Source organism: Archaeoglobus sp. UBA230, from assembly GCA_002507545.1.
GTDB lineage: Archaea > Halobacteriota > Archaeoglobi > Archaeoglobales > Archaeoglobaceae > Archaeoglobus.
Genome location: DAVR01000018.1, coordinates 16,777 through 40,439, shown reverse-complemented (window position 1 = coordinate 40,439; position 23,663 = coordinate 16,777). Strand labels below are relative to the sequence as shown.

The following is a 23,663-nucleotide window of genomic DNA, read 5'->3' as shown; positions in this document are numbered from 1 at the left end:
TTACTTTTTCAGTTCCTCTCTTATTTTCTCATTCGCTTTATCCACGTATGGCGCGAGTTCCTCAGCACTCATATCTCTGAACTGCCTGTCCTCTACCTTGACGTATCCAACCTCGAGGTTATCTGCCGAAATCTCACTTTCTATCGCTTTACCCATCGCCACCAAGCCAAGAATCAACGCTTCATCAAAGCCCATATCCGGACTATATTCTTTTTCGAAGTACTCAACAACTGTATTCCTACCCATTCCAATTGCTGTAGCCTTATATTCAAGAAGAGCACCACTTGGGTCTGTTTCGTATAGCTTGGGAACCTCATCAACGCCTGCAATCAAAAGGGAGACGCCAAAGGGTCTTACGCCACCATACTGTGTATACTGCTGCTTGAAATCACATATTCTCTTTGCCAGCTCCTTGACCGTTATAGTCTCGTCGTAGGTGAGGCGGTTAATCTGAGCCTCTATCCTCGCCCTATCAATTAAGACTCTCGCATCCGCCACAAGCCCTGAAGTTGCAGCGCAGATGTGTTCGTCAATCTTGTATATTTTTTCGATGGTATCTGCTTCGAGAAGCTTACTGCCAACCCTCTTGTCAGCAATAAGAATAACCCCATCCCTGCATTTTATTCCAATTGCTGTGGCTCCTCTCTTTACAGCCTCTCTTGCATACTCTACCTGAAACAGCCTACCGTCTGGACTGAAGACTGTAATTGCTCTATCATATCCCATCTGGGGTAAATGCATATCTACACCTCCAAATACTTTCTTTTACACCTTTTTATCGTTCCGCTGACCCCGATTGTCAGCGGGATTACCCTTACTTCACCCACTCTATCAATCAGCGTAAAGGCCACCACCACCTTTTCCAGTGCTTCTCTGTGACATCTAATTATTCCTTTTTGCCCGTCAAAGTACTCCAGTCTTATTCCGCTCCCTGCCGTAAAGCACTCGCCAAACAGAGACATCATACTGTCCGTCAGTGCTCGCGAAAGTGACCTTTCGTCAACCTCCTTTTCTGCTATAATTCTGAAGGCAATATATCTTTTTCTGCTTCTCAGTGATGGTGGCAATCCTTTCACGTTTTGTATTGTAAGGAACGTGAAAAAAAGTTTGTGATAGACGCTGAAATTGTCGTGGCAATTACTGTCAGCACGAGACTGATGTACTGTAGAGGAGACATTGCAAAAAACTTGCCAACCATCCCGTTTGCCGATAGCATTGCAACAAAGGCGAGCCATACCACGATGCCAAAGATGAAACCTGACACCAGGGCAATCTTTAGACTCCTTGTTACTGCACCAACGGCAAGTCCCCCAACTATCAGGCCTACCCAGTGGAAATAAGAGATTGCAAGACCAATCACAAAACCTGCCAAAAGCTTGATTTCATCTCTCATCTGCTCACCTCAAAAATGATCTTCTCCCCTCTAATCTCGAAATCGAGGGGCTTGTACCTGCCATTCGCCCACATTTCAAGCTGGTCAGAATAATGCTTCGAGAAGTAGTTCCCCGAATTGCCACCGGGTATTATGCAATAGTTTTCGTCAAAGTTCACAATCATCCTCCAGCTGCTACCAACTTGCGAAACTCCAGTTTCCCAATCCACAGCCCTTCTGAAGTTGAATACCGTGTAGGTTGATCCGTTCATAGGCATAGAGGGATAATTGAAGAATTTCACAACTCTGCTAAAGGGATGTTCTATGTTCAGCCTGTTGTAGTCCCCGTAAACCCTGTATCCCTTCTCCTCAATCTCTTTCACAGCCATTTCCATTGCCCTCGCCACTATATCCTCCCTTGTCTCCCTGTCAGGTGTTTGGATATCATCAAACCACCTGCTTTCTGCAGGCAGATTCTGGAGAATGTAAAGGTGAGGATAGAAGCTTCTGTCCAGCCCAGCATGGTAGAACTCATCCTTGAAGGTTTCATTCACGAAATTATCGAGCCATATCGAAAAGATCAAAGCAGCTCTTGAATCCCTCTCCATTCTAAGGTCCCAGCCCTTCAGCTCTTCAACATACTCCCTGGCTTTCTTGCTCATTTTCCCTTCAGCCTGAAGAATGTAGGGGATGAAGAATTCGGCAGGCTTCGAGTAAACATCCCTCTGCATCTTCATGAAGAATTCCGGGGTGATCTTCACCTTCGACTTTACAGCTGCATCCAGCATCTCGTAAATCCTCATTCCTCTGTAGGGATCAGCAAAGTACATTGAATCTCCCAAATAATGTTGATATCCAAAAACGACCCTCTGGTTGGCTGTTGCAACATAATCCGGGTTTATGAGGTGAGGAATTTCCTCGAAGGGGATGAAACCCTCCCACGTTGAGATTCCATAGGGCTTGAAACCCCTCCATTCTCCCTCCCCGGCAGAACCGTTGAAAATGATGTTTCCGGGAACCTCTTTTCCGTTGATCAATCTTATGGGATATTTTCCGGCCGGGTAATACATGACATTCCCGTAGATGTCGGCGTAGACAACATTCTGTGCCGGGACATCGAAGTATCTCAACCCATCCATGAACTCTGTAATGTTATGGGCGTGATTATACTTATACAAGGCAATAGATTCAGTCGTTGCCGTCAGTCCAGTCCAAGCCACTGCAACCTTCGAGCCATACTTGTCAATCAGAGGTCCGTGAACGGTTTTTTCAACAACGACTTTTCTTTCCTCATATCCACTATCAGTCTTAACCCTCACTGTTCTGATTTCCTTCTGCGGCTCAAGCCACTGCCCCTTGTAGTAATATTTACCATCTTTCCAGAGATAGTAATAGAAATCTATCACATCAGCCCCAACATTTGTGAATCCCCACGCCACATAGTCATTCATCCCGATTACCACAACCGGAACTCCGGGGAGAGTTACACCTCTTACATTTTCCCCTTTAACCTGAAGATGCATTTCATACCATATTGGAGGGACTATGAGAAGAAGGTGAGGGTCGTTGGCCAGCATCGGCTTTCCGTTAGCAGTAAACTTCCCCGAAACTACCCAGTTGTTCGACCCTATCCCGTCCTTAGCCTCAAAGGGTTTGAGCCAGTCCAACAATGATTTGTTCACAACTCCAGTCCTGATTATCGGGTAACTATGGTTCATATAGTCCGGATACAGCTCAAGCGCACCTTCACCAAGCTTTTCAACTATTAAAGCCCTCTTCAAGTCCCAAAAATTACCAGTTAAACCCCAAGCCATCTCCTTCCCAATAATCAACGTATCCTGTGGTGTCCACTTTTCAGGTCTGTATCCTGCAAGTTTGAACTCAACTGGCAGTTCATTGTGATCCATGTAGTAATTTACACCTTCACTGTACGCCATAAGCATCTCGCCAAGTTCTGTTTCCTTTATCAACTCCCAAGAAGCTTCAGCAGCCCCGGCAAAGTCCATCTTGATGTGGAACTCATCGGAATCAAAAAAATCCTCTCCAAATACCTCGCTCAGCTCTCCTCTCATCAGCCTTCTGTACAAGTCCATCTGGAAGAGTCTGTCTTTGGCGTGGATATAGCCGATGGCAAAGGCCATAGCCTTTTCATTCTCCGCGACAATGTGGGGAACTCCATACTCGTCGTAGTAAACCTCGACATACCCGTAGGGATTGAGAACTACTTTCTCACCAGTCTGCTTCCATAAGCTCCCGCTGAAGGGTGCAAGAAGGTTGAGGTAGCTGTGTGCAGCCATGACAAAGACTATGAGTAGAAGCATGGGTACTACCACGAGCTTTTTCATGCCAGAGCGTTATAACTATTAATATATATCTATTTTGCATTAACTTTAACTGCACTAAACATAAACTCATAAATATGAAACTGTACCTTGTCCAGCATGGTAAGGCAAGACCAAAGGAAGAGGATCCAGAGAGATCACTTTCTGATGAGGGCAAATCAGAAGTTGAAGCTGTCGGTAAGTTTTTGAAAAAGGTTGGAGTTAAAGTTACAAAGATTTTCCACAGCGGAAAGCTTAGAGCCTTACAGACTGCCGAGATACTGGCAAAGCACATCGACGTTGAGCTTGAGAAAGCAGATGGTCTTGAGCCGCTGGCAGAAATAGATGTGTGGGTCGAGAGAATTAAGGATATAAGAGAAGACATCATGCTCGTAGGACATCTGCCCCATCTATCAAGACTTGCAAATTATCTGATCGCCAACAATCAGGAACTTGATGCCATAAGCTTCAGGTTTGGCGGAGTGGTATGCCTGGAGAGAGAAGAAAGTGAAGATGGAAAGTGGAGAATACTGTGGATCGTAAGACCAGAGATTGTCAGATAAATTTCAGAGTTCATAAGAAAAACTGCTTATAAGACGTTCCGCACTCTTCCTAAACCCGTTTGATCCCTATTTCAACGAGCCAGAAAACGTTTGAATTTTTATGGATTTTATGTGAAATTTTGCCTCCAATTCCGTTCAGCACATAACCTTTAAATATCCTTAAAGGAGTCCGTTTTCTTAGCGGTGATGTTATGACGTTCAAGCATATCGTGAGAATTGCCGATACGGACCTTGACGGAAATAAGAGCTTAATGTTCGCTCTAACCGGGATAAAGGGAATTGGGTTGAGGGCAGCGAGATGCATAGTCAACGAACTGGGAGTAGACGGAAGGGCAAAACTCGGAGAACTTGACGACGAGACGATACAGAAGGTTAAAAGCTTCATAGAGGAAAATATAGAGTCTTTGCCATCATGGCTGCTCAACAGAAGGAAAGACCCACATACAGGGAAAGATCTACACCTATTCTCGAAAGATGTTGATTTTGCGAGAATGCTCGATATTGAGAGAATGATCAAGATGAAGTGCTATCGAGGAATCAGGCATGCTAAAGGAAAGAAAGTTAGGGGACAGAGGACAAGGTCCACTGGAAGATTCGGTAGAACCGTTGGGGTTATAAGGAGGAAGAGGTGATTTTATGGGCGATCCAAAGAGGCATAGAAAGAAATACACAACCCCAACACATCCATGGGATAAGGCGAGGCTTGAAAAGGAAGTGCAGCTCGTTATAAAATACGGGCTGAGGAACAAGAGAGAGCTCTGGAGGTTCCAGAACATTTTGAGAAAGTATAGAAGAGTTGCAAGAGACCTCTTGGCGGAGATAGACCTTCCGGGAAAAGAGGGTGAAATCGCAAAGGCAAAGGCGCAGACAGTTATCAGAAAACTCTACAAGATGGGGATTCTACCTGAGAACGCAACTCTTGACGACATTCTCAATCTCTCCGTAGAAGACTTCCTTGAAAGAAGACTTCAGACTATGGTTTACAGACAGGGAATTGCGAGGACTATACGCCAGGCGAGGCAGTTCATAACCCATGGTCATGTAGCAGTTGACGGTAGGAGAGTTACGTCTCCAAGCTTTATTGTTACGAGAGACCTTGAGAGTAAAATATCGCTATATAAGAATTCTCCTCTTGCAAAAACTGAAACTGAGGTGGTATGATGGCTGAGAAGAAAAAAGGGGGTAAGTGGGGTATTGCTCACATCTTTTCATCCTACAACAACACCATTATCACGATAACAGATATAACTGGAAGTGAGACCATTACGAGGATAAGCGGTGGTATGATTGTGAAAGCCGACAGGGATGAAGGAAACCCATACACGGCAATGCAAGCTGCCCTTAGAGCTGCTGCAGTTGCAAAAGAGAAGGGAATTGAAGGTGTCCACATAAAGGTTAGAGCGCCCGGTGGAAACAAACACACAACGCCAGGACCGGGAGCTCAGGCAGCAATAAGAGCGCTTGCAAGGGCAGGACTTAAGATTGGTAGAATTGAGGATGTTACTCCAATCCCGCATGATGGTACGAGACCTCCGGGTGGAAAGAGGGGCAGGAGAGTTTGATGAAGCCCAAAATTGAAATTCTGGAAGAAAGTGACTTTAAAATCAGATTTATTCTCAAAAACGTTTCACCAGCCTTAGCCAACTCCTTCAGGAGGGCGATGAAAGCTGAGGTTCCAACGCTCGCTGTTGACTACGTTGACTTCTATGTGAACTCAAGCTACCTGTATGACGAGATTTTAGCCCATCGCCTCGGAATGCTTCCGATAAAAACAGACCTCGAGAAATTCAACATGCAGAACGAGTGTGTGTGTGGTGGTGAAGGTTGCCCGAACTGCCAGATTTCCTTCAGGCTGAACGTTGAGGGTCCTAAGGTCGTCTATTCAGAGGACTTCATAAGTGATGACCCAGAAATCGTCTTTGCGATAGACAACATTCCTGTCCTCGAACTTTTTGAAGGTCAACAGCTGATGTTGGAGGCAGTTGCAAGGCTTGGGACAGGGAGAGAGCACGCAAAGTTCCAACCAGTGTCAGTGTGTGCGTATAAGATAATCCCTGAGATAGAGATTACCGAGGACTGCACCCTGTGTAAGGATTGCATAGAGGCATGTCCGAGAGACGTATTGGAAGCCGGGGGAGACAAAATCGCAGTTAAAGATGTGCTGAACTGTTCCCTCTGCATGGAATGTATCAAAGTCTGCGAACAGAATGCTATAAAGGTCAATGAGACCAACAACTTCCTTTTTACGGTTGAAGCCACCGGGGCTTTACCCCTAAGAGTTGTGATGAGGAAAGCACTGGAAATTCTGAGAAGCAAAGCAGAGGAGATGAACAAAATAATTGAAGAAATTCAGTAAAAATTTAAGGTATTTCCAGCTCCTTCAGCTTTTCTTCTGTTGGTCTTCCGTCAACCCATCCTCTTAGCTGGTAGTACTCTTCCTTCATTTTGTCAAGTTCGACAACTTGCCCCTTAGCCGGCCCCTCTTTGAGTGGTTCTTGAAGCAATCTCTTTGGCAGAGTGTCATCCTTGGCATCAAAGCCATACTTGTTTATGATAACCCTTTCGAGGTTGTAGATTCTCTCTCCAATCTTCATTACCTCTTCAGTGTTCAAATCCCATCCCGTAACATTAGAGAGCAGCACAGCATAGTCGTCAGCACCCAAGGCAAAGGTGGTAAACAGACAGTTTACCGCTGAGTTGACCACACACGTGAAGTCCTGGAAGGCTTTAACCCATGCAGCCTTACCTTCATATGTGAGCGGATCAACCTTCTCCGGCAGTCCAATAATCTCCGGCGAGACCGTGTAGCCTGTAACATGACAACCCCCTCTGTTTGCAGTAGCATAATTCAGACCTATCCCTTTAATTCCTCTCGGGTCGTATGCAGGCATTTCCAGTCCTTTGACACTCATTGATAAATCAGGAGCACCGAATATTTCCGCCAATCTTTTGCTTCCGAGAGCTAAGTATTTACCGAAGCCAGATTTATAGGCTGTTCTCCATACTGCCTCAACCATCGCTGCATCATTTCCAAAGGACAGATCGAGTCCCTGTAAGTCTTCATCCTTAACGTATCCCTTCTCGTAAAGCTCCATTGCACAGGCTATCGTTGCCCCCATGGTGATTGTATCCAAACCGAGTTCGTCGCAGAAGTGGTTCGCTTTGATGATGGCTTCGAGGTTAATGACCGCTGTGTCATTTCCAAGAGACCAGATTGACTCGTATTCAGGCCCTTCCGTGTTCAGCACCTTGAAGGGGCCAGTCTTTACTTCCGTAGCCCTTCCACATCCAATCGCGCAGCCCCAGCATGCAACACGCTTTCTGAGATATTTGGCTTCCATCGTTTCACCGCTAATATCATCCGCCTTTTCGTGGTAAGCTTCCTGCCAGTTCTTGTAGGGAAGTGCCCCAGCATTGTTTATCACGTTGACAAGTACAGCAGTCCCATATTTCGGCAAACCCTCTCCAGTTACTGGATTCTGCTTCACCTTATCCATCGCGGCTTTTGATGCCTCCTTGAATTCATCTGGCTTGGCTATTTCCGGTCTTTCTTTGCCCTTAACAACAATCGCCTTTAAATTCTTTGAGCCCATCACCGCCCCCACACCTGTCCTTCCAGCAGCTCTGTGCTCTTCGTTGATTATGCACGCAAAGTGGACGAGGTTCTCGCCTGCAGGACCGATGCAAGCTACGCTACAATCTCCACCAACTCTATCTGAGAGTATCCTTGTAGTGTCAAAGGTGTTCTTACCCCACAGGTCTTTTGCACACTTAATCTCAGCACTACCATCAACGATCTCAAGGTAAACTGGGTCTTCACTTCTACCCTCGAAAATAAGCATATCATAACCTGCAAATTTCATATACGGCCCAAATCTACCTCCGCTGTTCGCCGAGCCTATCCCGCCAGTAAGCGGACTTCTGAGCGTCATTACGTGGTATCTCCCAGACTCTGGAAAACCCGTAACACCAGTTGCGGGACCTGTTGCGAAGATCAGGACATTGTATTCCCCGAAGGGGTCAATGTCTTCGGGAGCGATGCCAAGTTTTTCATACTCTCTGATATAATCGTAAAAGAGCCTTACAGCGTATCCTTTCCCTCCAAGATACTTTTTTGCGAGTTCTTCGTCAAGTGATATTTCTTTTATGGTACCGTCACTTAAATTCACTTTCAAAATCTTTCCCATATATCCTCCAACCACACTATCACCAAATCTAATCAATTTGTAAGGATAAATAGTTTATGATATGCTCATTCATGCATATCGCTATACCTGCATGAGAAGGAGTAAAGCAATGGAAAGGAGCATGAGAACAATCGCAAGAATTAACGAAATGACTGCATATTTACTGTCACCAAATACGATAGGGATGGGACCAATTAATATAACCCCACCACCCTTTACCCTTTTTTCCTTCTTGATTTGATCCTCAACCAACTTGTCAGCCTCATAATCCTCATATTCTCTAAATGCCTCACGAATTTCAATTTCCTCTCGCAGTCCGGTGAAGATAAGATAGAGCCCAAGGATTATTATGACGGCAGCGAGAATTGCGATCAAACTACCACCTCCACAGCAAAGGTAAAAGAACGAAGATAATCGCTATGAGGATCACAAAGGTCGCGATATCTGGGTTTGATGCGAACACAATCGGGAACGGGCCGATTATTATTACTCCCCCATACTCCGTATTGGTCTGGATCGAGCTTAGAAAAAGCAATGAAACTCCAAGCATCAGGATAACGAATCCTGTGAAGACTTTGAACGGATTCATGTGCATATAGTTGAGGTCAAAGTAGATAAAAAATTTTGGTTTTAGAAGATGTTGAAAAACTCAAAAATTATTATATGCCTATGAGAACTATTTAGATGCCGGTGATATGAACATGCCCGGCTTAGAGTCCCTCCTCAGGGAGGAGAGAGTTTTTCGCCCACCTAAGGAGCTTGTGGAAAAATCAAACATAAAGCAGTTTATGGACAAACACGGCATAAAAGATGAGGACGAACTCAGGAAAAGGGCACTCTCTGACATAGAATGGTTCTGGAGTGAGATGGCAAAGGAAGTCGGAATAGGGTGGTTTGAGGAGCCCAAGAAAGTTCTGGAGTGGGACTCGCCCTACGCGAAGTGGTTTGTAGGGGCTAAATACAATATCGTGCACGATGCGGTTGACAAGCAGGCGAAGTTGAGAAAGAACAAGATCGCCTACATCTGGGAAGGCGAAAATGGGGAAGTTAGAAAGATAACCTACGGAGAGCTTTACAGAGAAGTGAATAAGTTTGCAAACGCTCTGAAAGAGCTTGGTGTGAGGAAGGGGGACAGAGTTGCAATCTACCTTCCGATGTTGCCCGAACTGCCGATAGCTATGCTTGCCTGCGCCAAGATAGGCGCTATTCATACCGATGTCTTTTCGGGCTTCAGCCCAATGGCTTTGAGGGATAGAATAAACGATGCTGAGGCAAAGCTCCTGATTACGGCTGATGGCTTTTACAGAAGGGGGAGCATAGTCCACCTGAAGGAGGATGCCGACAAGGCTCTGGAAGGTGCGTCAAGCGTTGAGAAGGTTGTGGTTGTGAGGAGGATTGGCTTAAACGTGCCGATGCAGGAAGGCAGGGATGTGTGGTGGGATGATGTCGTTAATGGTCAACCGAAGGAGTGTGAGACGGAGGTGATGGATGCCAACGACACACTCTTCATCCTCTATACATCCGGCACAACAGGAAAGCCAAAGGGTGTTATTCACGCCCATGGTGGCTATGCAGTTGGCACTGCTGCCACTCTCAAGTTCGTGATGGACTTGAAAGAGGATGACGTTTACTGGTGTACAGCAGACATAGGCTGGATTACGGGACACAGCTACATCGTCTATGCACCGCTCATTCTCGGAGCCACAACCGTTCTATACTGTGGAGCCCCCGATTTTCCAGATGCAGGAAGATGGTGGGAGATGATCGAGAGATACGGAGTGACGGTTTTTTACACAGCTCCAACAGCTATAAGGATGTTCATGCGTCTCGGTGAGGAGTGGGTTAAGAAGTATGACTTAAGCAGTTTACGCTTGTTGGGCAGTGTTGGAGAACCGATAAATCCTGAGGCGTGGTACTGGTACTATAAGAACATTGGCAATGAGCGCTGCCCCATCATGGACACATGGTGGCAGACAGAGACTGGACACTTCATTATAACCCCTCTGCCAGTTACACCGCTTAAACCCGGTTCAGCCACAAAGCCCTTCCCGGGGATTGATGTTGACGTGTTTGACGACGACGGTAACTCGCTCTATGGCAGGAACGTCGGAGGTTACCTCGTCATAAAGAAGCCATGGCCGGGAATGCTGAGAGGTGTGTGGAAGAATCCGGAGAGATACTTCAAGACCTACTGGGAGAAGTTCAGGGATGTATATTTAACTGGGGACGCTGCAAGGGTAGATGAAGATGGCTACTTCTGGATTCAGGGGAGACTGGATGATGTGCTCAACGTTGCTGGTCATAGAATTGGTAACAGTGAGGTTGAGTCTGCATTGGTGAGTCATCCTGCGGTAAGTGAAGCTGCAGTGGTTGGAAAGCCGCATGAGGTGAAGGGAGAGGCGATAGTGGCCTTTGTCGTCCTCAGAAGGGGCTATCAGCCTTCTGAAGAGCTGAAGAATGAGCTCAGAGAGCACGTTGCCAAGGAAATCGGAAAGATTGCGCGCCCAGATGAGATATTTTTCGTCCCAGACCTACCGAAAACGAGGAGCGGAAAGATAATGCGAAGACTCGTTAGAGCGAAGCTGACGGGAGAGAGAATTGGTGATACATCAACTCTGATGAATCCGGAAGCTCTCGTGCTGGTGGAGCAGACTATAGAGCAGGCTGAGAGAGAGCAGAAATAATTTATTATTTTTCTTTAAAATATCTTTCAAGTATCTTTTTCTGTCCCCTCCTGAGAATTTCGGAAAGTGTTGAAGGGGCTATTCCAACAATCGCTGCAAGCTCTTCGAGCTTTACTTTCTTTGGAAAGTCAAAATATCCCATCTCAAGGGCTATTTTTAGAATTTCTTCTTCTCTATAGGTAATCTCACTCCTGTCGTCGGGCTTCCCCTTGTATAAAATGTCGAACTCAACCTTTGCATCTTCAAGTTTTGAAAGTAAAGTTAGAAAGGACTCATCATCGCATGTAATGCTCCACAGGATGCTGTTTTCTTCAAGTTCAACACCCGTAATTATGCATCCCGATTCGAGTATTGGAACTGAGACAAGACATGTGTGCTCCCTCATGAGCACTTTCGCCTCCTTTGAGGAAAGAGTTACACCTTCACAGTAGGAGGGAAGATTAGAAATTATACTATCCACCTTCTGGGCTTTAACCCTCACCAGCCCCTTTACGCTGGAGTCAACCTTAGTCAGCCCCTCCACCCTCATCACAGCATCTTTCATGAGCTCTTTCAGTGTTCCGAGTGTGCAGTCCTCTGGAAGCTTAGTTTTTATCTGGACATGGAGCATAGCTCAAATCCGCCTTAGAGAAAAATAAAACTGTCGAAAGTGCCGGACCTTCCGAGGAGATTAGAAACTTTTTTCAATTATTAATTTACTCTCAGCTTATGGAAGAGGTTTTACCGCAAATATATCTTATTGACACCCTCAAATACATAGAGCCAGGAGTTATCTCATCATATGCTGTAAAACACGATATAGCAGCAATAATAGACCCCGGAACGGCTAAAGGAGCGGATATAATCCTCAAGGAGATTGACAAAGACTGGAATGTCGAGTATATATGCCCGACGCACATACACATTGATCACGGGGGAGGGGCGGCTAAGCTTGCAAAAACCCTTGATGCCAAAATCATAGTCCATCCGAAAGGTGTTAGGCATGTGGTTAATCCAGAGAAACTCTGGCAGGCTTCAAAGACAGTTCTGGGTGAGGTGGCGGAAGTCTACGGAAAACCTGAGAGCGTAGATGAGAGCAGGGTTATTGCAGTGGAGGATGGGCAGGAGTTTGATTTGGGCGAGGATACACTCAAGGTATTCCATGCCCCCGGTCACGCACCCCACATGCTCGTTTACTATCTCCTCGATTCCAAAGTGCTATTTCCAGCGGATGCAGTGGGAATGTGCTTTGAAGATATCGTCTTCCCGCTGACTCCACCACCTTTCGATCCAGAATCTGCTGTGAAAACTCTGAGAAGGCTCATGAAGCTTGATGTAGAGTGCGTAGCCTTCACCCACTTTGGCGTTGTTGAGGGAAGCTGGCCAATCTTGAAGTCTCTTGAAAAAATAGAGATGTGGATGGAGATTGCAAAGGAAATGGGCGAAGCAGGAGGAGTTGAAGAGTTTGTTGAAAGGCTTAGAAAGACGGATGAGGACGTGGAGAAGCTCTTTCAGATGCTGAGTGAAAAGCCAGTCGCCCTGAGTTTCATCTACACCTCAGCCACTGGCATGCTTGACGCAGCTAAAAGAGGGGTAGTCAGATGAGCGAACTCAAATTTAACCCTGATCTGTGCCTAAATTGCAGTACCTACAGCTGTCTTACAAAATGTATAAACCTGAACTACGATTTTGAGTCTGCAAGGGAAGAGAGAGTGAAAATTGCTCTGGGAGAGTATAGTAAGGTTCTTGAGGAATGTTACACATGCTACGGTTGCGAAGAATACTGTGAATTCGGAAATCATCCCTTCTACCGGATGGCTGAACTCCAAGAAAGCTTGGGTGTTAAGAAAATAGATGACGAAAACAGAAGAGCCCTTCTGCAGAGGTATGATGTCGAGGGAGAATTTATCCCGAAAAAAGTAGGAGGAAAGTTCGTCCACATCTGCCTATTTCCTGAAGTGAAAGAACTGATTAGAGGAGGACTGTTCGAAGGTTTTGAAGTGATAAGGGGGAGGCATGTCTTCTGCAACATGCTCTATCTCCATTACGGCATGATTTCAGTGGTAAAGGATAGAGCTGAGAGAACCATAAAGAACTTGCAAAAGCTCGGTGCAGATGAAATCGTGCTCTATCACGACGAGTGCTACGCCTTCTATAAATCCTTCGCTGAGGCATATGGGATCAAAGTACCCTTTAAATTCGTACATCTCTTCGATTATCTCTACAATCGGCTTAAGGACATGGAAGTGAAACCACTTGGGCTTAAGGTGGTATATCAGCGGAACTGTTCCAACAGATTTATCCCTGAAACGGATAAGACTCTTGACAAGATATTCGAACTGATTGGGGTCGAAAGGGTGGATAGAGAGTATGACAGAGAAAGGGCATTATGCTGCGGTGCTCCCTTTGTCCTCTCAAAGGAGCCAGAGAAATCAGAGGAGCTTCAAAAGAAAAATCTCGATGATATGGCGAATTCGGGAGCAACGCACGTGGTTTTCAACTGCCCAATGTGTCACACAACTCTGGCAGAAAAGGTCAGGGCAAAGGGATTGATACCAATAATGGTTAGCGAACTCTGCAGGATGGCGATTGGAGAGGAGCCCACTCTTTAAAATAAAAAATCAAATATCCAAGCAATCCTTAACAGCCTTCTCCTTGTCTTCAACATCCATCATAAACCTTAGAGTGATCAGTGCAGCAGAGGGAGACCCTCCTCCGTGAATAGCTCCGACAAAGTGTGACGATGTTGCCCAGAATTCAATAAACTTCGCAATCTTCATTCTCTGCTCTGCGGTGAATTTTTCGCTTGCTTTAAGATAATTTAACAGCTTATCCCCAAGCTCCCCCTCCATATCAAATTCAGAGGGCGAGGTACCAATTATCCCACCTGAGATATCTATCAGATTAACGAGAGACTTTGTGAATCCCTCGACACCTATGACCTTTCCAGCATTCGCCATGAGTGGGTTTGGCTGCCAGCTACCTTTGGCTTCATAACCCTTAGTTGCGGCTCCAACAGCAATTCCAAAGGCTCCCTCACTCACTGCGACCATCTCCGCAATTCTCTGCTGCAAAACTGCCACTCCCTCAAGCCCGTTCGCCTTCAGCATCAGACTTGCCGCTCCAGCCATAGAATCTATGAAACCTGCCTTACATGCAGCCCCAACACACCTGTGTGAAGCTGCAAAGTAGTTAAGCACATCTCTCGTTGCCTTCAAGTCCTCAAAAACAAACACCCTCTCCCACGGTACAAAGACGTTATCAAAAACCACCATGCATGTTGTTCTGTCCCCATATTTTGCATTTCCCGGCTCAAATTCCCCACCTTCTCTCTGCTTCGCCTGAACACCGGTATTCTGAATCACATATCTCACACCCTCATCCTCAGGTGTAACTGCGAAGACAATTGCAAACTCTTCCTCACCCTGCTTAAATGTCTGTGTGGGTAGGACAAAGTTGACATCGGCAGCAAAAGCTCCACTCTGAGAAATTTTAGCCCCACTGACGACTATTCCATCCTCTCTCTTTTCGACAACATGGATAAACATATCTCTCTGATCTGCCGGCCTTTTACTTCTGTCACCCTTAACATCTGTCAGTGCAGCCGTGCAGGAGTAGTCCTTCTTCTGAATCTCTTTAAGCAATTTCAAAAATCTCTGATGGTAATCTGTTCCTTCTCTCTCGTCCAGAGCCTTTGTTGCCGGATAAATGGCATTTATGGCATCACAACCCGTGCAGCGATAATTGCAGGTTGCAATTCTCTTGCTGAGCTCTCTCTGATACTCATATCTCGCAGTAAGGTCTTCAGGATTCTTGTTTACATAATTCAGCCTGTTTACCCTCTCTCCTACAAGATCAGAGTATGGAGAGAATTCCTCTCTTGTTTTTGCCAGTTCGTAGGTGTAGGCAAAGGCGTTAACAGTCGGTCTGATATTCGGATGGTCAACAAAATTGTCAACCTTCTTCCCCAACACGTAAATATCCCTTTTATATCCCCTAAGTCGCTCAATATACTCTTCTGGAGAACCAATCATCAAAACCACCTCTTTTATTCTTATTAACACAAAATCTTTAAAAAAATTGCTATTTTGTTTCTAAAATAATTGAACTTTCGATGCCACTGGGAAGGGGTCTGACTCCCTCGAAATCTTCACGCTTCAGGTAGTTTAAAGCCAGAATTGCCGCTGAAAATGTTCTGTCCATCACCTCAATCGGTGTTCCGCTACCCACTGCGAGATTTGCGGCGTAGCCATCAGAGACAAGATAATAGCTCTTCTGCCCAATAGTATACTTTTTCACACAGCCATAATCTTTAACCATCTCTCCAGCAGGTTCTATCTCCATCTCGGCTCCAAGATTGATTAGTATGCTGCCATCCTGTATTCTGGCAATCTCCTTCGCCCCTATGCATCCCGCGCTTCCGGTGCACGTTACGATAATGTCCGAATCAAGTTCATCTGAGACTTCAAAGCCCTCATATATAGCCTCAATGACCCTCTGTTCAGATTTATCCCATACACTCACTTTACAGCCCAGAGACTTAAGCAATCGGGCACACCCCTTTCCAACTCGTCCAAATCCAATTATCTTGACTTTCTTTCCAGGTAAAAATACGTTCAGCCTCAAAAGGGCATCGAGTAGCCCGAAGGCAGTGCCGTAAGTATTCTCTCCGACACCCTTTAGAGTGGAAGAATCAAGAGACACTGCTTTTATTTTGATCTTCAAAGTCTTCAGATAATGTTCACCTGTTTTAGTCAACTCTACAACCTTCAACTCCTTCCTACCATATTTTGCTGCGATTCTCGAAAGTACAGCTGCACAGTCGAGGAAGTATTCAGCATTTAGAGCGTCTCTCTTTCTGAGAACATTAACACCCCTCTCCTCAAGCCATTTTACGGCTTCTTCTTTCGTCGAGTGCCTGTCAAGCTGCACTGGAATTACGCTCGTGTATTTCGAAAGTTCGTAAATGAGACATGCGCTCTTGTATTCGAGAGGTATGCACACTGCAACCTCTTCAACCTCGATTTCCTTTGCAAAGGTCTTTACAAGCTTCATTCTTTCATAATACCAATCAACGGAGAGCATATACCACACCAGATATGTGTATGACTGAAAGACTTTAAAAGTTCAGAGGTAAGGCTCACCATAGCCTCTCGACATGGGGTGGTAGCGGTTGGAAGCCATACTTGAAATGAGAAACATCGTAAAGAGATTTGGAGATGTTGTTGCCAACGACCACGTTAACCTCAAAGTCAGAAAGGGAGAAATACACGGACTTCTGGGTGAGAACGGAGCTGGAAAAACCACTTTAATGAATGTTCTTTACGGAATCTACCAGCCTGATGAGGGAGAGATAATCTTTGAGGGTAGAAAAGTGAGATTCAAGAGTCCCAGAGATGCGATTTCAGCAGGTATAGGTATGGTTCACCAGCATTTCATGCTCGTGCCGAGAATGAACGTTCTCCAGAATGTAATCCTTGGCTATCGAACCCCCTCTGATCCACTGATAAACCACAAATGGGTAGAGAGTAAGGTTGAGAAGCTATCAGAGAAATACGGGATTGACATAGCTCTGTATGAGGTTGTAATGAACCTTAGCGTTGGTGAGGAGCAGAGGGTTGAGATTCTGAAAGCTCTTTTCAGGGATGTCAAGCTTCTCATTCTGGATGAGCCCACTGCGGTTCTCACTCCTCAAGAAGTTGACAGCCTTTTTTATGCCCTCAAATCCATGACGAAGAGCGGTCTAACGATTATATTCATCACACACAAGCTCAAGGAGGCTTTGAAGGTTACGGACAGAATAACGGTGTTGAGAAAAGGAAAGAACGTGGGAACGGTCATCACAGCTGAGACGAGCGAACGTGAGCTTGCAAGAATGATGGTGGGAAGGGACGTGGTGATGGATGTAGCCAAACCAGAAGTTGAGTTTGGTAGAGAAGTGCTGAGAGTTGAGGATTTATGGGTTAAAGATGATAGAGGTGGCTTTGCAGTAAAGGGTGTGAGTTTTTCCATTAGAGAGGGCGAAATTTTTGGAATCGCAGGGGTTTCGGGCAATGGTCAGAAGGAGCTTGAGGAGGCTATAGCAGGACTCAGAACTCCTGCAAGGGGAAAAATACTGCTCGACGGGAAGGATATAACCAAACTCGGAGTGGAAAAGAGAAATGAAATAGCTTATGTCCCGGAAGATAGAATCGGTGTTGGTTTAGCCCCTTCCCTCTCCGTTCTCGAAAATCTGATGCTAAAGGACTTCAAAAAGTATAGAAAGGGTTTGGTACTGGATTACGAAAAAATGGAGGAGAGGGCAAAGGAACTGATAGAGGAATTCTCAGTAAAAACCCCTTCTCTCCACTCTCCTGCAAGCACACTTTCTGGTGGAAACATTCAGCGTTTGATCCTCGCAAGAGAACTATCCAGAAGTCCAAGATTAATAATAGCATCTCAACCCACAAGGGGACTTGATGTCGCCGGGATAGACTACGTGAGAAGGAGACTCGTTGAAAGTGCCGCCAAGGGTTGCGCTGTTCTTCTGATATCTGAAGATTTAGATGAAATTTTCCAGATAAGCGATAGGATTGCAGTGATATTCGAGGGAGAGATAAGAGGAATTATGGAGAGAAAGGAAGCAGATTACGAGAGAGTTGGCTATTTAATGGCTGGTGGTCTGGAGGTTGCAGTATGAGGTGGAACTACTTAGCGCCAGTGATTTCGATAGTCGCATCCCTTGCCGTTGTTGGGGTGATGCTTGCTGTTATGGGGATAAATCCCCTTGAAGCCTATATCGTGATGTTTTCTCGGTCTTTTGCATCCAAATTTGGTCTGGCTGAACTTTGTGTGAAAACAACACCGCTCATCCTCACAGGCTTGGCTGTTGCAATTCCCCTGAGAGCAGGGTTATGGAACATTGGCGCAGAAGGGCAGCTTTACATGGGTGCCTTTGCAGCGAGTGTTGTTGCACTCTATATCAACCTCCCGGAGTTTCTTGTGATTCCATTAATGATGGCTGCTGGAGCAATCTTCGGTATGGGATGGGCTGCAATTCCAGCATTTCTAAAGGCAAAGTTCGACCTTAACGAGATTATTTCCACGCTCCTTCTGAATTACGTGGCAATATACTGGGTAGAATATATGGTTTACGGGCCGATGAGGGGTAAGGAGGTCTACAACTTCCCCTATACCGATCTCTTTCCAGATGCTGCAACTCTCCCAAGGTTTTTTGGCACCCGCCTTCACCTCGGCTTTTTGATTGCCATCCTTATTGCAATCGCAATCTACCACATTCTGAAAAGGACAGACTTCGGCTTTGCCGTAAGAGTTGTAGGTGCAAATCCAAGAGCTGCTGATTATGCAGGGATAAGCAGACAGAAAATAATTTTTTATTCTATGCTTCTCGGAGGAATGCTTGCAGGAATTGCCGGGATGATTGAGGTTAGCGGAATACAGCTGAGATTGAGGCCAGCCATCTCCACTGGATACGGATATGCAGGAATTCCTGTAGCGCTGCTTGCATCTGGAAACCCGTTGTTGGTCATACTCTCCGCATCACTCTTTGGATTCCTCTACGTTGGTGGATCAGCCCTCCAAACTACTTATTCCGTTCCGGTAGCAATAGTCTATGTTTTTCAGGCTCTGATAGTGCTTTTCATAATTGGTGGACAGTCGCTCAGGAGGGGAGACTAAATGGTTGACGCGGGATTCATAGCATCGCTCTTGGCATCCTCGATAAGGGCCGGGACACCTTTACTCTACGCCACGCTTGGTGAGACTTTAACCGAAAGAAGCGGAATACTGAATCTTGGAATCGAGGGGATAATGATAACCGGAGCCTTTACGGGGTTTGCGGTGAGCATACTCACAGGCAATCCATGGCTCGGAGTGCTTTTTGCGGGATTTGCAGGTATGGCACTGGCTTTTATTCACGCTTTCTTTTCCATAACTTTAAAGGCAAATCAACCCATTACAGGCCTGATGATCGTTCTTCTCGGCCTCGGAATCACAGGTTTCTTTGGTAGAAGCTATATTGGAGAGGTAGCTGTTTACATTAACCCCATCCACATTCCGTATCTTTCCAGTTTACCGTATGTTGGTGAAATATTGTTCACCCATGATCCTCTCGCCTACATTGCTGTAATCCTTGCTGCTGTCCTCTGGTTTTTACTCTTCAAAACGAGGTATGGCTTGGAGATAATTGCAGCAGGGGAAAACCCAGAAGCAGCAGATAGCGTTGGAGTTGATGTAGATAGAATCAGATACATCAGCACATTGATTGGAGGTTTTTTGGTTGGTATTGGGGGAGCTTACCTCAGCCTGGCCTACGCAAAACTGTGGACCGAGGGAATGACTGCAGGAAGGGGATGGATTTGTCTCGCTTTAGTCATTTTCAGCGGCTGGATGCCACAAAGGGCAGTGCTCGGCGCCTACCTCTTCGGCGGGTTAGATGTCCTTTCATTCAAACTTCAAGCCACTGGAGTTGGCATTTCATACCACCTGATGAGGATGGTGCCTTACGTTGTAACCATCGTCGTGCTGCTATTCAGCGTCATAAGGAAAAGGGCTGCCTTTGGAGCACCTGCATCTCTTGGAGTCCCATACATCAGGGGAAGAAAACAGTAAAGTTTATCTCATTTGTGACTTGGCAGAAAACATGAAGGCTAAGTTTCTGGTTCTCATTATATTGGCAGTTTTAGCTGCCGGATTGTTAGCAGGATGCGCAGGTGAGGAGGGAAAGCAGGTAACAACACCCGCTACCACCCCTGAAGAGAAAAAAGAGATTAAAGCTGCATTCGTTTACGTAAGCCCCATTGGAGATGCTGGCTGGACATACATGCATGATCAAGGAAGGCAATTTATAGAGAAAAAGTACGGCATTAAGACGGCCTACACCGAAAATGTTGCCGAAGGAGGAGATGACGAGAGGGTAATAAGAGAGTATGCTGAGCAGGGTTATGATGTAATCTTCACAACATCCTTCGGATTCATGGATGCCACCATTACAGTTGCCAAGGACTTCCCTGACACAATCTTCGAGCACTGCAGCGGTTACAAGACCGCTGAAAATGTCGGAACTTACTTCGGCAGGATGTATCAAGCCCGCTATCTGACTGGAATTGTGGCAGGAGCAATGACGAAGACGAACAAAATTGGCTATGTTGCCGCCCACCCAATTCCAGAGGTTATCAGAGGAATTAACGCCTTTGCCCTTGGTGTTAAGAAGGTAAACCCGGAAGCGAAGGTTTACGTTGTCTGGACGGGAACATGGTATGACCCTGCTAAGGAAAAGGAGGCAGCAATAAGCCTGCTCGATGAGGGTTGTGACGTTATAGCCCAGCATCAGGATTCTCCGGCAGCACAGCAGGCTGCAGAGGAGAGAGGTGCTTACTCCATAGGATACCACAGTGACATGTCCAAGTTCGCACCCAATGCCCATTTGACCGCTGCAGTGTGGAACTGGAGTGTGATTTACTCCTACATCATTGAGCAGGTAATGCAGGGAACATGGAAGAGCGAAGAAATCTGGTGGGGCATAGACAGGGGCGTTGTTGGCATTGCACCATTCAACGATGCTGTTCCGGAAGACGTGAGAAAGATGGTCGAAGAAGAGAAGGAGAAATACCTCAGTGGAGAAGTGGCTGAGCAGTATCCGTTTGTAGGTCCAATCTACGACCAGCAGGGCAATCTCGTTAAGGCTGAAGGAGAGGTAATGACTGACGAGGAACTGCTTTCAATGAACTTCTTTGTTGACAACGTCGTGGGAGAAATTCCCGCGGCTTCTGAATAATTTTTTAACATGTGTTGGTTTCAAGACATTCTATGACCTCATTTACTCCTTTTTTGTGCTTTGCAAACATCACACCTGTTTTTATCCCGGCATCGAGGGATTTGGTGTAAACTTCGGACATAGAATCTCCTATGATAGGTATCTTGGAAGTTAACCACGAAACACATTTTTTCAACGCTATTGCAGCTTTCAGAATTCTCGAATCCTCCTTTGTGATTTCTCCATCCTTGTGAAGTTTGCTGATATCATCAATCTCATCCTTAAATTCCTTCAGTTCAACAGCCTTTGAGAGATAATCATTGACTTTGCTGTTCCACTCCTCAAACTTCTCAACCTTTGAAACAAGCGTTTCATAACCTCTTTTCCTCAGTTCATCCTTCAAATATGTCTCAGTGCTCTCAACAGCCTTTTCTTTGGTTTTTTCAAGGGCAAGATAAAGTATTTCTTCAACAAGCGATTTTTCAGATTCTGGAGTGCTGTTAACAATTTCTTCAATGAGATGCTGAGTTTCAACGTCTCTGTTTGCTGTGATCTCCTTTATCTGCATCTCCCTATCCATCAACCCGTCAACAGCCTCGATAATTCTATCCATAACCTCCGGATCAGAATTGGATTGACTGTAATCTTCAAGCTCTTTCTCAAGTTCTTCCATAATCTCAAGGAACTTCTGATCTACAACTTCATCCGTAGGCTGGGAAATAACAACAAGGTTTTCATGGATTCTTATAGCCTCCTTTATCCTCCCTGGAGTCTTTTCAGTTGTCTCTTCTACCTCCTCCGGAGTTGTTACTGCTGTTCCCTTTGTTTCACCATGGTAGCCATACACGCAATTGTAGTAATTCGTCTGAGTCGCCAAAAGTTCCTCCTCTTTTTTAGTCCTCTCCTCTATATCATATGTGCTTTGGGCTTCGATAAATGCTCTTTGATATGCCTCAAATTCGTCTCTACATTCCGCAGGTATCTCATCCTCCTCAGCTGTTTCTGTAGCAGTTTCAGTTACTTCTACAACCTCCTCACTGGAAACACAGTTTACATACCGCAGGTATGCAGCTGAAAGAGCGTCATGTGTCTCCTTGGTTGGATTGGCGTTGTATTCCGAATATGCCCTTTCATATTCTGCCTTTTCCCCCTCACACACAGCAGATACTGGAGCCACGAGTAAAATGATGGCTACGAGAATACACAGCCTCATGTATATACCTCCCACGACTCCTTAAAATCATCAACAGACATTTCTCCATGAATATAGCTGTAGATTGCCGAATAGGAGATATAAACAGTCAGAACCTCATAACCGTCGAAATAGTTGTTTATTATAAGCACATCAAAGTCTTTTTCAGCATAAATATACCCGATAATGATCCCATAGTCCATCAGCATCTCGTTGTCTCCACCCCTGAACTGCGGTTCATAGTCAACAACTATCTTTCTCGCACCGTTTGATTCGATTCTCACACTGTATACATTTACACCCAGCTCACGAAGATTGTTTGTTAGCCCAAAATCAGTTTCTTTTCCATCACCCGTTCTATAGTCAGAAAGTGTTTCAAGAATGGCAAAGCCTGTCAGCTTTACAATTACAAAGAGAAAAACAAGCGCCAGCAAGTATTTTAAAATTTTCATAAAATGCTGAGTGAAATGTCATATAAAAATGTTTTTAGAGTTCTTAACCGGAAGAAAAAATAACCCTACCGGATATCAAGGATAATGTTCAAATGGGTAGTGCTCACAGCAACGATAATCTTCTGGGGTCTTGCCTTCACGGCTATAAAGTACGCTGTTGCCTTCATCAGTCCGATTTCCATTGCTACATTGAGATTTGCTGTGGCCGATACTCTATTTCTTCTAAGCATACTTAGTGGAAGAAGAGTTCAGTCAAGAGACCTGCCAATGACACTTGTACTCGGTGTGTTTGGTGTCTCAGTTTACCACATCTGTCTTAATATCGGTGAGATTTACGTTTCATCAGGTGTCGCAAGCCTCATAATCTCACTCGCTCCGGTCTTCGTCTTAATACTGTCTTGGATGTTTTTGAATGAGAGAATTACAGCGCTGAAAATTATCGGCACAGGTGTTGCCTTTGCAGGTGTTGCACTAATCTCCAAACCTTCTTCAGGCAATATTTTTGGAATCCTAATTGTTCTTGCGAGTGCAATCGCAGCAGCAATTTACACGACACTGGGTAAGAAACTGATGGAGAAATACGATGCAGTAACTCTGACAAGCTACACAATGCTTCTCGGCTCAATCCCCCTAATCCCATTTCTTCCTTCATCTCTTGCTGAGATATTGAGCAATCCTAACACCATAACTTCTATCCTCTTTCTCGGATTCTTCTCCACGTATCTGGGCTACATGGGTTGGTACTACTTTTTAGAGAGGGAAGAGGCTTCAAAGGCGTCAATATTTCTGCTCACCATCCCTGTCGTTTCTCTTATTGCAGGCAGTTTACTTCTCGATGAGGAACTTACTGTACTGACCTTTGCTGGTGCGATGACGATCCTTCTTGGGGTATACATGGTCTTAAAGGGTTGATGTTCGAGCTTGATTCAACAAAGGATTGAGAAAAGCATAAAACCAGCATTGATGAGGACTAAACATGACCAAACTCGACAACATTTACTGTGCGAGATGTGGTGCAGAGTTTGACATAAACATCAGGAGAACGACGAGCTATTCCGGGCCACTCCATATTCCTAACCTTTACTGCCCCTTCTGCGGGTCAAGAAGGTTGACCAAGAAAAGAGGAATCTTCTTTCTGGATAAGCTCTACTGAAATGAG

At 45.4% G+C, this 23,663-nt stretch carries 26 protein-coding genes; 14 read left to right on the top strand and 12 right to left on the bottom strand.

The window, feature by feature from the left end:
- Genes psmA through BP688_RS04715 form a run of 4 tightly spaced genes read right to left on the bottom strand, consistent with a single transcriptional unit; the run spans position 1 to position 3,717 of the window.
- Positions 1–741, bottom strand: a complete 741-nt coding sequence (gene psmA, locus BP688_RS04730; RefSeq protein ID WP_290623322.1) for an archaeal proteasome endopeptidase complex subunit alpha — start codon at positions 739–741, stop codon at positions 1–3.
- Positions 742–743: 2 nt separating this feature from the next.
- A complete protein-coding gene (locus tag BP688_RS04725; protein ID WP_290596873.1) occupies positions 744–1,076 on the bottom strand; it encodes an Rpp14/Pop5 family protein in 333 nt (110 codons plus the stop codon).
- The gene (locus BP688_RS04720) at positions 1,073–1,393 is read right to left on the bottom strand and encodes a hypothetical protein (protein WP_290596872.1); all 321 of its coding nucleotides are present in this window, start codon (positions 1,391–1,393) and stop codon (positions 1,073–1,075) included. Before BP688_RS04720 ends, BP688_RS04725 begins: the two co-directional genes overlap by 4 nt.
- A complete protein-coding gene (locus BP688_RS04715) occupies positions 1,390–3,717 on the bottom strand; it encodes a penicillin acylase family protein (protein ID WP_290596871.1) in 2,328 nt (775 codons plus the stop codon). Before BP688_RS04715 ends, BP688_RS04720 begins: the two co-directional genes overlap by 4 nt.
- A 74-nt stretch (positions 3,718–3,791) precedes the next feature.
- Here BP688_RS04715 and sixA point away from each other — a divergent pair, with 74 nt between their 5' ends.
- From sixA to BP688_RS04690, 5 genes are all read left to right on the top strand, one after another.
- Positions 3,792–4,256 (top strand): phosphohistidine phosphatase SixA, encoded by a 465-nt coding sequence (gene sixA / locus BP688_RS04710; RefSeq protein WP_290596870.1) that lies wholly within the window; start codon positions 3,792–3,794, stop codon positions 4,254–4,256.
- A gap of 191 nt (positions 4,257–4,447) precedes the next feature.
- The gene (locus BP688_RS04705; protein ID WP_290596869.1) at positions 4,448–4,888 is read left to right on the top strand and encodes a 30S ribosomal protein S13; all 441 of its coding nucleotides are present in this window, start codon (positions 4,448–4,450) and stop codon (positions 4,886–4,888) included.
- 4 nt (positions 4,889–4,892) lie between these two features.
- The gene (gene rpsD, locus BP688_RS04700; protein ID WP_290596868.1) at positions 4,893–5,417 is read left to right on the top strand and encodes a 30S ribosomal protein S4; all 525 of its coding nucleotides are present in this window, start codon (positions 4,893–4,895) and stop codon (positions 5,415–5,417) included.
- Entirely contained in the window at positions 5,417–5,818 is a 402-nt protein-coding gene (locus BP688_RS04695; protein ID WP_290596867.1) for a 30S ribosomal protein S11, read from the top strand. Before rpsD ends, BP688_RS04695 begins: the two co-directional genes overlap by 1 nt.
- Positions 5,818–6,612 (top strand): DNA-directed RNA polymerase subunit D, encoded by a 795-nt coding sequence (locus BP688_RS04690; protein WP_290596866.1) that lies wholly within the window; start codon positions 5,818–5,820, stop codon positions 6,610–6,612. The genes BP688_RS04695 and BP688_RS04690 overlap by 1 nt, the downstream gene beginning before the upstream one ends.
- A gap of 4 nt (positions 6,613–6,616) precedes the next feature.
- Here BP688_RS04690 and BP688_RS04685 read toward each other — a convergent pair whose 3' ends face one another.
- The 3 genes from BP688_RS04685 to BP688_RS04675 all read right to left on the bottom strand — a co-directional run bounded on the left by BP688_RS04685 (position 6,617) and on the right by BP688_RS04675 (position 9,032).
- Positions 6,617–8,443: an aldehyde ferredoxin oxidoreductase family protein gene (locus BP688_RS04685; RefSeq protein WP_290624544.1), complete on the bottom strand. Its 1,827-nt coding sequence runs from the start codon at positions 8,441–8,443 to the stop codon at positions 6,617–6,619.
- 81 nt (positions 8,444–8,524) lie between these two features.
- On the bottom strand, positions 8,525–8,818 hold the full coding sequence (locus BP688_RS04680) for a TIGR00304 family membrane protein (protein WP_290596864.1): 294 nt from the start codon (positions 8,816–8,818) through the stop codon (positions 8,525–8,527).
- A gap of 1 nt (position 8,819) precedes the next feature.
- Positions 8,820–9,032, bottom strand: a complete 213-nt coding sequence (locus BP688_RS04675) for a TIGR00304 family membrane protein (RefSeq protein WP_290596863.1) — start codon at positions 9,030–9,032, stop codon at positions 8,820–8,822.
- Positions 9,033–9,138: 106 nt separating this feature from the next.
- Here BP688_RS04675 and acs point away from each other — a divergent pair, with 106 nt between their 5' ends.
- Positions 9,139–11,127 carry an acetate--CoA ligase gene (acs, locus tag BP688_RS04670; RefSeq protein WP_349677325.1) on the top strand — a complete coding sequence of 663 codons (1,989 nt, stop codon included), beginning with the start codon at positions 9,139–9,141 and terminating at the stop codon, positions 11,125–11,127.
- A gap of 4 nt (positions 11,128–11,131) precedes the next feature.
- Here the strand turns inward: acs and BP688_RS04665 are convergent, their stop codons facing one another.
- Positions 11,132–11,737 (bottom strand): helix-turn-helix domain-containing protein, encoded by a 606-nt coding sequence (locus BP688_RS04665; protein ID WP_290596861.1) that lies wholly within the window; start codon positions 11,735–11,737, stop codon positions 11,132–11,134.
- A gap of 98 nt (positions 11,738–11,835) precedes the next feature.
- Here BP688_RS04665 and BP688_RS04660 point away from each other — a divergent pair, with 98 nt between their 5' ends.
- Entirely contained in the window at positions 11,836–12,711 is an 876-nt protein-coding gene (locus tag BP688_RS04660; protein ID WP_290596860.1) for an MBL fold metallo-hydrolase, read from the top strand.
- Positions 12,708–13,718 carry a (Fe-S)-binding protein gene (locus BP688_RS04655; RefSeq protein WP_290596859.1) on the top strand — a complete coding sequence of 337 codons (1,011 nt, stop codon included), beginning with the start codon at positions 12,708–12,710 and terminating at the stop codon, positions 13,716–13,718. The genes BP688_RS04660 and BP688_RS04655 overlap by 4 nt, the downstream gene beginning before the upstream one ends.
- A 9-nt stretch (positions 13,719–13,727) precedes the next feature.
- On the opposite strand, the gene BP688_RS04650 is transcribed toward BP688_RS04655, so the two are convergent.
- Positions 13,728–15,140 carry a 4-hydroxyphenylacetate 3-hydroxylase N-terminal domain-containing protein gene (locus BP688_RS04650; protein WP_290623320.1) on the bottom strand — a complete coding sequence of 471 codons (1,413 nt, stop codon included), beginning with the start codon at positions 15,138–15,140 and terminating at the stop codon, positions 13,728–13,730.
- 49 nt (positions 15,141–15,189) lie between these two features.
- Entirely contained in the window at positions 15,190–16,191 is a 1,002-nt protein-coding gene (locus BP688_RS04645) for an adenosylhomocysteinase (protein WP_290623318.1), read from the bottom strand.
- Between the two features lie 88 nt (positions 16,192–16,279).
- On the opposite strand from BP688_RS04645, the gene BP688_RS04640 reads away from it, so the two are divergent.
- Genes BP688_RS04640 through BP688_RS04625 form a run of 4 tightly spaced genes read left to right on the top strand, consistent with a single transcriptional unit; the run spans position 16,280 to position 20,881 of the window.
- On the top strand, positions 16,280–17,785 hold the full coding sequence (locus BP688_RS04640) for an ABC transporter ATP-binding protein (protein ID WP_290596856.1): 1,506 nt from the start codon (positions 16,280–16,282) through the stop codon (positions 17,783–17,785).
- Positions 17,782–18,783, top strand: coding sequence for an ABC transporter permease (locus BP688_RS04635; RefSeq protein WP_290623317.1), 1,002 nt, complete (start codon positions 17,782–17,784; stop codon positions 18,781–18,783). The genes BP688_RS04640 and BP688_RS04635 overlap by 4 nt, the downstream gene beginning before the upstream one ends.
- Entirely contained in the window at positions 18,784–19,716 is a 933-nt protein-coding gene (locus BP688_RS04630) for an ABC transporter permease (protein WP_290596854.1), read from the top strand.
- A gap of 31 nt (positions 19,717–19,747) precedes the next feature.
- Positions 19,748–20,881, top strand: coding sequence for a BMP family ABC transporter substrate-binding protein (locus BP688_RS04625; RefSeq protein ID WP_290596853.1), 1,134 nt, complete (start codon positions 19,748–19,750; stop codon positions 20,879–20,881).
- A gap of 4 nt (positions 20,882–20,885) precedes the next feature.
- On the opposite strand, the gene BP688_RS04620 is transcribed toward BP688_RS04625, so the two are convergent.
- Together BP688_RS04620 and BP688_RS04615 are read right to left on the bottom strand one after the other, a co-directional pair.
- Positions 20,886–22,073: a hypothetical protein gene (locus BP688_RS04620; RefSeq protein ID WP_290596852.1), complete on the bottom strand. Its 1,188-nt coding sequence runs from the start codon at positions 22,071–22,073 to the stop codon at positions 20,886–20,888.
- Positions 22,070–22,504 carry a hypothetical protein gene (locus BP688_RS04615; protein ID WP_290596851.1) on the bottom strand — a complete coding sequence of 145 codons (435 nt, stop codon included), beginning with the start codon at positions 22,502–22,504 and terminating at the stop codon, positions 22,070–22,072. The genes BP688_RS04620 and BP688_RS04615 overlap by 4 nt, the downstream gene beginning before the upstream one ends.
- A gap of 84 nt (positions 22,505–22,588) precedes the next feature.
- Here BP688_RS04615 and BP688_RS04610 point away from each other — a divergent pair, with 84 nt between their 5' ends.
- Positions 22,589–23,416 carry a DMT family transporter gene (locus tag BP688_RS04610; protein WP_290596850.1) on the top strand — a complete coding sequence of 276 codons (828 nt, stop codon included), beginning with the start codon at positions 22,589–22,591 and terminating at the stop codon, positions 23,414–23,416.
- Positions 23,417–23,480: 64 nt separating this feature from the next.
- Positions 23,481–23,657 carry a TFIIB-type zinc ribbon-containing protein gene (locus tag BP688_RS04605; protein ID WP_290596849.1) on the top strand — a complete coding sequence of 59 codons (177 nt, stop codon included), beginning with the start codon at positions 23,481–23,483 and terminating at the stop codon, positions 23,655–23,657.
- Positions 23,658–23,663 lie beyond the last annotated feature (6 nt).